Source organism: uncultured Methanobrevibacter sp. (assembly GCF_900316895.1).
Lineage (GTDB): Archaea > Methanobacteriota > Methanobacteria > Methanobacteriales > Methanobacteriaceae > Methanocatella.
Genome location: NZ_ONER01000069.1, coordinates 1 through 7,716 on the forward strand (window position 1 = coordinate 1; position 7,716 = coordinate 7,716).

Annotated in this window: 10 protein-coding genes; 5 read left to right on the forward strand and 5 right to left on the reverse strand. The window is 40.1% G+C overall.

Annotation, left to right across the window (positions count from 1 at the left end):
• Together QZN27_RS07520 and QZN27_RS07525 are read left to right on the forward strand one after the other, a co-directional pair.
• The coding region (locus QZN27_RS07520; protein WP_296785890.1) for an NADAR domain-containing protein at positions 1–882 on the forward strand (882 nt) is incomplete at its 5' end.
• 8 nt (positions 883–890) lie between these two features.
• Entirely contained in the window at positions 891–1,787 is an 897-nt protein-coding gene (locus QZN27_RS07525) for an ADP-ribosylglycohydrolase family protein (RefSeq protein ID WP_296785894.1), read from the forward strand.
• A 57-nt stretch (positions 1,788–1,844) separates the two neighbouring features.
• Here QZN27_RS07525 and QZN27_RS07530 read toward each other — a convergent pair whose 3' ends face one another.
• Complete coding sequence (locus QZN27_RS07530) at positions 1,845–2,477, reverse strand: DUF2225 domain-containing protein (protein WP_296785897.1); 633 nt, start codon at positions 2,475–2,477, stop codon at positions 1,845–1,847.
• Between the two features lie 217 nt (positions 2,478–2,694).
• Between QZN27_RS07530 and QZN27_RS07535 the strand changes: the two genes are divergently transcribed.
• Entirely contained in the window at positions 2,695–3,558 is an 864-nt protein-coding gene (locus QZN27_RS07535) for a lipopolysaccharide assembly protein LapB (protein WP_296785900.1), read from the forward strand.
• A gap of 9 nt (positions 3,559–3,567) precedes the next feature.
• A complete protein-coding gene (locus QZN27_RS07540) occupies positions 3,568–4,260 on the forward strand; it encodes a hypothetical protein (protein WP_296785903.1) in 693 nt (230 codons plus the stop codon).
• 50 nt (positions 4,261–4,310) lie between these two features.
• Here the strand turns inward: QZN27_RS07540 and QZN27_RS07545 are convergent, their stop codons facing one another.
• Together QZN27_RS07545 and QZN27_RS07550 are read right to left on the reverse strand one after the other, a co-directional pair.
• Positions 4,311–4,487, reverse strand: coding sequence for a hypothetical protein (locus QZN27_RS07545; RefSeq protein WP_296785906.1), 177 nt, complete (start codon positions 4,485–4,487; stop codon positions 4,311–4,313).
• The gene (locus QZN27_RS07550; protein ID WP_296785909.1) at positions 4,484–5,317 is read right to left on the reverse strand and encodes a hypothetical protein; all 834 of its coding nucleotides are present in this window, start codon (positions 5,315–5,317) and stop codon (positions 4,484–4,486) included. The genes QZN27_RS07545 and QZN27_RS07550 overlap by 4 nt, the downstream gene beginning before the upstream one ends.
• A 278-nt stretch (positions 5,318–5,595) precedes the next feature.
• Between QZN27_RS07550 and QZN27_RS07555 the strand changes: the two genes are divergently transcribed.
• On the forward strand, positions 5,596–6,564 hold the full coding sequence (locus QZN27_RS07555; protein ID WP_296785911.1) for a hypothetical protein: 969 nt from the start codon (positions 5,596–5,598) through the stop codon (positions 6,562–6,564).
• A 38-nt stretch (positions 6,565–6,602) separates the two neighbouring features.
• Here QZN27_RS07555 and QZN27_RS07560 read toward each other — a convergent pair whose 3' ends face one another.
• Complete coding sequence (locus QZN27_RS07560; protein ID WP_296785912.1) at positions 6,603–7,055, reverse strand: dCMP deaminase family protein; 453 nt, start codon at positions 7,053–7,055, stop codon at positions 6,603–6,605.
• Between the two features lie 153 nt (positions 7,056–7,208).
• Positions 7,209–7,481, reverse strand: coding sequence for a hypothetical protein (locus QZN27_RS07565; RefSeq protein ID WP_296785914.1), 273 nt, complete (start codon positions 7,479–7,481; stop codon positions 7,209–7,211).
• Between the last annotated feature and the right edge of the window lie 235 nt (positions 7,482–7,716).

Sequence of the window (7,716 nt, forward strand, 5' to 3'; positions counted from 1 at the left end):
ATATCATATAACCGTAACATTGACCCGTATAATGTCACATTCGAAGAGCTCAAAAACGATTTCACAGTAACCGACGAGCAGCTGGCCGAATGGGAAGTCTTCAAGTATACGGTTTGTCTGAACGCCACATACTACAAGTTCATGCAGGATGCTGAGCTGAAGCAAAAGCTGCTGGCCACAGGGGACAGGTGTCTTGTCTATTCTTCAGATGACGAATGGGGAGGGGATGAAAACCTCTTCGGATTTGCACTTATGCAGGTAAGGGATGAAATCCGCAGATTATGCGAACATGAGGATCTTATCGACTGGAGATACACCGAGTATCTCAAGGAAGCCTATCCCTACCTGAACCACAGAAGGGATCCCAACGACAAGCAGTCCGCCGAATACAAGGTGATAGAATCAACACTGGTTGGCTCATCAAGATATGTCCGTGACGCCAACCTCAAAGAGGAGATTGCAGGCAAATATAATGCAGGCCAGATCATTACCGAAAAGGCATTTGTCGATGCCTCAAACAGAATCGGAGGAATGGTGACAACACACAGATATCTGATACTGTCAGGATTCATGGGAGACCTATCCGTCTTTGAAAAGGACACCAACTGGGGATTGCACACAGCCAATCACGGCTCCAGATTCAAGGTTCTGGATGTATTCGCCGTTGAGGGCAAAACACAGATACTGCTTCTCCACCTTCCCGACGGATTTGAAGAGGTCTTTACAAACGAGACAGATATCGAAAGGGAATTTGTTGAAAGGGAGCGTGAAAACTTTATTAATGATTTGAAACAAGATATCATTAAAGAGCTGGCCGATGAGATTTGGCTTGATCGATGCAGCTTTCCGATAGGAATGGACGATGAAGGAAATTTTTACTAGGTGATAAAATGAAAGTTAAGGATGGAATAACAGGTTTGGTAGTGGGGGACGCCCTCGGCGTTCCTGTCGAGTTTACAAGTAAGGAAGTGCTTGATGAAAATCCGGTTACAGGAATGATGGGCAATGGCACATACAGCATGCCTAAGGGGACATGGTCTGATGACTCCTCAATGACACTGGCAACCATGCAGAGCATAGTCCAGAAGGACGGCATCGACTATGAGGACATAATGAATGAGTTCAGCCTTTTTGTGCATGAGGACAAGTACAGCCAGTACCACACCTTCGATTATGGAAACACAACAATAAATGCGATAATCAACTTCGACAATGGAATTGATGCCCTCAAATGCGGAGGGGCCGGTGAAAGGGACAACGGAAACGGATCTTTAATGAGAATCCTTCCGATGGCATTCATTCATGGAATAGATTATAAAAGCATAGAAAACGTATCAGCGCTGACACATGCCCACGAAAGGTCAAAGATAGCCTGCGTATTATACATTGAAATAGCAAGGTCAATGCTCAGTGAGAAACTGGAAATCTCCGAGCACATCGAAAGGGCATGCGAAAAGATCAAGGAGCATTATGATGGTTCAGATGAGCTGGTTCATTTCAAGAGGATTTTTGAAAACGACTTGGATGAAGTTGAAAGCAGCGGATATGTCATGAAGACACTGGAATGCGTTCTCAACTGCCTTTTAACAACCTCCTGCTATAAGGATGCAGTCCTAAAGGCGGTAAATTATGGAAGGGATACCGATACTGTCGGGGCAATCTGCGGAGGCCTTGCAGGAATCTATTACGGTTTCGATGACATTCCGTCAGAGTGGATTGAAGACATTCCTCAAATCGATGATGTATTCGGCCTCTGTGAGGATTTTGAAAATTTCTGTAAAAAATAAGTAATTGTTTAAAAAAAGAAAGGGAGCAATTCTCCATTTCAATGGAGAATCTCCGGATTATTTTGTGTCTCCGACAGTATAGCACTTGGTGTCCTTTTCAAGTGCCTTTTCAATCTGGAACTGAATTACATTGTCGTAGATTTCCTCACCGATTACAATGTCTGAAAACTCTTCAATCAGCTGGTCGAACTGTCCGCTTCTTCTCAGAAGGTCGGCTTTCATCAGCAGATAGTTCTTTTTTTCTTCATCATCATATTTCAAATCATCAAACTGGTCGAGTGCAAGCTTTCTCATTTTTACCGCATTCGCATCGTTTTTGTCATCGCAATCCCATGCGCAGTGAAGCAGATTGAAAAAGCATCCTGTGCTGTTTTGCTCTTCCTTGGCTATGAGGTAAGCCCTGTAGAATTTTTTTGACAGTTTATCAATAAATTCGATTCCGTCACAGGTCCTGTATGATTCGCTTTTAAGGAATTCTTCGGTTATTTTCGCTTCCCTTCTGAAAGTTCCGGCAACGTATCCGCAGTGGGGACATTCGAGAACCCACATGAACATGGTGGACCTTTGCATCTCTGCAGGTCTCAGGTCAAGGTCAGGATAATCCTGGGTGTTTGTGCTTGACAGCATTGGTTGCGGTGACAGTTTTCCACAAATTGGACATTCTTGGTCAATATCTCTTATGATTGTCATAGACTTACAATGTTTGGCTTGGTATTTAAAGTTTTGTATATATTGTATGTGTAATGTGATACAAAATGTTCCAAATCTATATTTTACACACAAAATAATAACAAAGTATATTAACAACTTATTAACAATATATTAAATAAGGTCAAAAACCATGACCATTGAAATTAAAAACCATCATGGATTCAGCCATTTTTTCCATGATTTTATAGGTGATAAAATGTTAAAGGAAAGGCTATTGGATGAAATAGAGTACATATACAATATAGGCGATTATGAAAGACTGATTGAACGATGCGATGAACTTTTGAAAATAGATGAGGACAATCCCGCTGCACTCAACTACAGGGCGATTGCGCTTTACTACCTCGGAAGGTATGACGAATCCCTCAAGCTTCTTGACTACAACCTGAGGCTACACCCAACCAACCCGTACGTTCTAAACAACAGGGCACTGGTATACATTGCACTTGGCGAATATCAGAATGCTTTGGACAGCTGCGAGGAGGGCCTCAAATACAAGGACTTCGACTGGATGCAGAAAAACAAGATCGAAGCGCTGATTCATCTGGGAAGACGTGACGAGGCATATGAGTTTTACAAAAGCGTGGACATTCCGTTTTACACCTTTGAGGAAGCCCTTGAAAACTGCGGCATAATCCAAAAGGACGGCATTTTCGAAAAGATGGAATTGCTTTTGGGTGAGAGGAAGTTTGAGGAAGTTCTCAAGATCTGTAATGAGCATGAGGAAAGCGAAAGGATTCTTGAATTCAAGCTGGTGTCACTGCACTGCCTTGAAAGGTATGATGAGGAACTGGAATGTGTCAACGGTGCACTTGAGAAATATCCCAATAACTACGAGTTCCACTTCATCAGGGCCAGGATTTCCCGAACCTCCGATGCTGCAATTGAAAGCTATGAAAGGGCATTTGAAATACTTCAAAGCACAAGCAATCATCGATTGAGATTAAAAGAATACATCAAATGCCTAAAGATAAAGGCACATGAACTGATTGCCGCATCCGAATATGAAGATGCAATCAGGACCTGCGAAAAGATCTTGAAATATAAAACAAATAATTGAGGTGATACGATGGCACATGTAACTGAATATACCTGCAATAGCTGCGGGCTTGAACTGGTTGATGACGGAAGGGCATTTGTCTGGAATGAGGAAACTGGTCGGACAGAAGACTTTCTGATATTGATGAGCGCCTGTCAGAAGTTTTATGGTGCAGAAATCACAGGAAACGTAAGCGAAACATACTGCAGGGAATGTGAAAGATACGTCAAGGTCTATTCCATCACTGAAGTCATTGAGGGCATTGACGATGCCTGCGATGTAGTGATGAAGGGAATTGAAAACAATATCAGGGAGCATGGCCGAAAGCTTTCAAAGCTCAAGGACATCAGGAAAAGGTCACAATACACAATTTCCGAAGAGGACGGCCATTATGTCGTAAGAATCCCGGAGTATGAAAGCTTCCACTATTCAAATTATCTCTTTCCCGAAATGTCTAAAGAGGAAGTTATTGAGGATGCACTGAATGATTTCCATGAGCAAATCGGCGGGCTTATTGAATCGTATGAAAAGAGGCATCAGAGATATCTGGACTCCCATTATCTTGTCGTCGACAACACTGACCGGCCAATGGATGAATTTGACATTTCAGAAAAGGTAATATGTCCGGAATGCGGCAGCGAGATTAACAAGCATGTTGACGGTCAGCTGCCATGTCCGAGATGCGGCGGAAGGATTTTCGGCCTGGGCACATTCTATGACTAGTTAAAAATTAATTTGTGACTGGGATTTCAGAAAAGTGTGATTTTTGGAAGTTATCTATATAATGTTTTTTTAACAAAATCTAGGCTGACATCTGCAAGTTCGGCAATAGCTTCAAGCATGTAACCCTGTTTGTCTAGATTTATTACAATTTTTGCAAGCTTTTCTTCCATAATGTTTTTTGCCAATCTTTCAATTATTTTTCTTTTGAGTCTTTGGACAATGTTCATGCTTCCACCTTTGTTAATATTTTTTCAACAAAATCCCGGCTGACATCTGCTGTTTCAGCAATCTCTTCGATTTTAAAACCTTTTTTTCTTAGTTTGATAACAAGTGCTTCATTTTTTTCATTGATTTTTCTCTCTGCTACCCTATCTGCATAATCTTCTACTACCTTCATATTTCCACCAACTTTATTGACAATTCTAGTGTTCAGCAATTCGTCGTCTACAAACTTGTCACACAACATCAGGATTATTCCTTTAACGAATTGACCAACATCATTATTTAAATTTGGCATGTTTGTTATTATTGTTGCTGAATCATGGATTGGTTCTGGAATGTCTTTTTCACTCTCCATAAAACAAAGCAAACTCAACATGAGCAATTCTTTTTCATTCAAGTTTCCTTCATCTCTAATTTTAGTTTTTATACTATATATAAATTCCTTTTCATTATAACATTTAAGGGAGTGGATGTAAATTGGAAATTTTGAATCAGGATTTACATGGTACCATTTAACCCTGTTTGTTTCAACAGAACTTAAAACATGAACCTCTATGGGCTTTTTTGATTTAATTTCAACATGGTCAAATAATGCTGAATAGAATCTGAATCTTCTTTTGTCACTGACATCAACATAAGTGCTTTGAAATTCGAAAATAATTATTTTGTCTTCTAATTCAATGACCAGATCTGGCTTGTACATTTTCGGATCAAGCGTAGAATATTCTGTTCTATGAATTTTAACTATCTTTCCTGGAATTTCCACGATTTCTATCAGTTTCTGTCCATATAGTTGGCCTTGATTTTTGAAAATTGTATCCCCGTGAAATTTCATATTTTACCGCCAAAATTTTGTTTGATTATATTAGTTATTTATTAATTTAAAGGTATATAAATCATTTGATATGGATATAAAGCAATATTGATTTATTATTAGAAAAATTAAAGATATATGAATATTGATTTTAACATATAATAATTTTTAAGCTGATAAATTAATTTTAAAATTTAATGGATGTTATATTTTTTTGGTTTGCGATGTAGGAATTTTTATATACATATGTTTGATACATTTAACATAATGACAAATAGATTAGTGTTGGTTGTGATTAAATGAGAGAATGGCAGGTTGGAGATCCCGTAGGCGACGGAAACGACATTGGAGTTCCCGACACAAGATATATGGATTACCTTAGACAAAGGGATAGGGATTCCAGCGGAAATCTGGTTGACGAATTCAAAAGTGACTATAGCAATTCCATGGACTTTTTCAAGCTCCATCATGAGGAGGATGCATTCATGATGCTTGAATCCGCCTTCAGGATATACATGAAAATGGACGACAATCAAAAATCACAGGTTTTATACAATCCATTCAACAGGGACTGGGCAATTGAGCTTTGCTGCAATACAATCAACAGGCACGACAAGAGGATGCAGAGTGCAATAGACATAATAGTGCAAAACAGATATTCCGCAAGGATGTGCCGTGGTTGCGATTTGGTCTATCCGTATTATCATGAAATCTGCCCCGAATGCGGAAAGCCGCTGGAGGACATCACCGGCAAAACTCCCGAAGAGATTGGCGAGCAGCTAAGCAGGGAACTGAAAACGGTCATTTTCGATGAGGAAAGACGCCAGAAAATCGTCGTTGAGTCAGTCAAGCTCATGAAATCCAACGGCTGCGAGCTGGTCAGATTCCAGAGGGGGCGGGGTCTGGATATAGATTTTGTTTTTGAAAAGGGACACAGGTTTTTCACGACAACATATCTGTGCGCTTATAATCCCGAATACATGGGGCCACTTGCTTTTGAGGAGTTTGAAACAAGACATAACCATAATGACCTTCTCTCTGACGGAAGATTCAAAAAATTGGTAAGGGATACGGAAAGGGAGACAGGTTTCAAGTTCATGGGGTGTTCCGGCGGTTATGGTGCAAAACTTGATTATGGCGGTTACGGTTTCATTTTCACTGATGAGATTGACATTAGCGTTAAATTTGATATGGGTGACGGCAGGAATGAGGTATATAACCTTGACTTAAAAAATATGGAATTGAGCAAGGATTATATTGTTTTTTGAATTTTTAGAAGGAATGTTTTTAAAACATTCGCTTCAAACTAGTCGCGCAGATTTGTAATTCCTTTTTGGCTGACGATTCTGTCGATTCCGGAGTTTTTAACCATTCTTGAACATATTGGGCATGGTTCTGCATCATCTATTTCCACCCATTCTCCGTCATCGTACTTTTCTCCGGCAAGATAAATGGTTGAGCCAATCATCTCGTTTCTGCTTGCGCTCAGCATTGCATTCTGTTCTGCATGGACTGAAAAGCAGTCATTGTAGTTTCCTGAATTTGATGGCAGGTTCATCCTTTTGCAGTTTCCTCTGTCACAGCAGTTTTCCTCTCCTCTTGGATTTCCGTTGTATCCTGTACTGACTATTTCGTCGTTGTTGACTATTACCGCTCCGTAGCGTCTTTTCAGGCATGTGCTTCTTTTTGAAACGGCAAGGGCGATTGCAAGATAATACTCATTTTTGCTCATACGGTTTGCACTGTTTTCATCTGTCATGTAATTTTCCTCTCCAAAATAGGTTAATTCTTACTTGTTATAATATTGATTTTTCTATTAATTAAATTGAATGCAAAATTTTCATTGAGGTTTTGGTGACGGCAATTTCTCATCAAAGTCAGCTTAGCACAAATCAGCTATTGTTTTTGGGGGTTATATAGGTTTATCGCCTGTGTCGCATGGCTTCACCCAGTCCTTGCCATTTACAAGGGTTTCGATTGCATCCACAATGCAGTGGGGATTCCATCCGACCACAGCATCGGACCTTTCCTCAAGTTCCTTTAAAATGAATTCCATTCCGAAAAATCTCACAAGAAGCACCGGAACATCAAATTCCCCGGATTTTTCAAAGAGCTCCTCAAAAAGCTCCTTATTGTTATGGTATAGTCCAAAAAGCATCACGATAACGTCAACTTCTTTAAACACCTCATCTGTCAGGTCGTTGTCCTCCGTATTGTATTCGACATATGAAAAGTCATTTTGGCTGTCGATTCTCTCCTTTTGAACCTCTCCGACCTGTAGAGGTCGGAGATTCTTAGGTAATCCATTCTATATGAATGGAAAATATTCTAAGCTATCCCCTAGGTCCCCTAGGTTCTGTTTTTAGTGTTTTTAACCCTTCGTTTAAGATGTTGATTGCTGCGTTGTGGTCTCTTTGATG

Coding starts and splice junctions, on each gene's coding strand:
- QZN27_RS07555 (WP_296785911.1), top strand. CDS start 5,596: ATGAGAGAATGGCAGGTTGGAGATCCCGTAGGCGACGGAAACGACATT.
- QZN27_RS07560 (WP_296785912.1), bottom strand. CDS start 7,055: ATGACAGATGAAAACAGTGCAAACCGTATGAGCAAAAATGAGTATTAT.
- QZN27_RS07540 (WP_296785903.1), top strand. CDS start 3,568: ATGGCACATGTAACTGAATATACCTGCAATAGCTGCGGGCTTGAACTG.
- QZN27_RS07535 (WP_296785900.1), top strand. CDS start 2,695: ATGTTAAAGGAAAGGCTATTGGATGAAATAGAGTACATATACAATATA.
- QZN27_RS07545 (WP_296785906.1), bottom strand. CDS start 4,487: ATGAACATTGTCCAAAGACTCAAAAGAAAAATAATTGAAAGATTGGCA.
- QZN27_RS07525 (WP_296785894.1), top strand. CDS start 891: ATGAAAGTTAAGGATGGAATAACAGGTTTGGTAGTGGGGGACGCCCTC.
- QZN27_RS07550 (WP_296785909.1), bottom strand. CDS start 5,317: ATGAAATTTCACGGGGATACAATTTTCAAAAATCAAGGCCAACTATAT.
- QZN27_RS07530 (WP_296785897.1), bottom strand. CDS start 2,477: ATGACAATCATAAGAGATATTGACCAAGAATGTCCAATTTGTGGAAAA.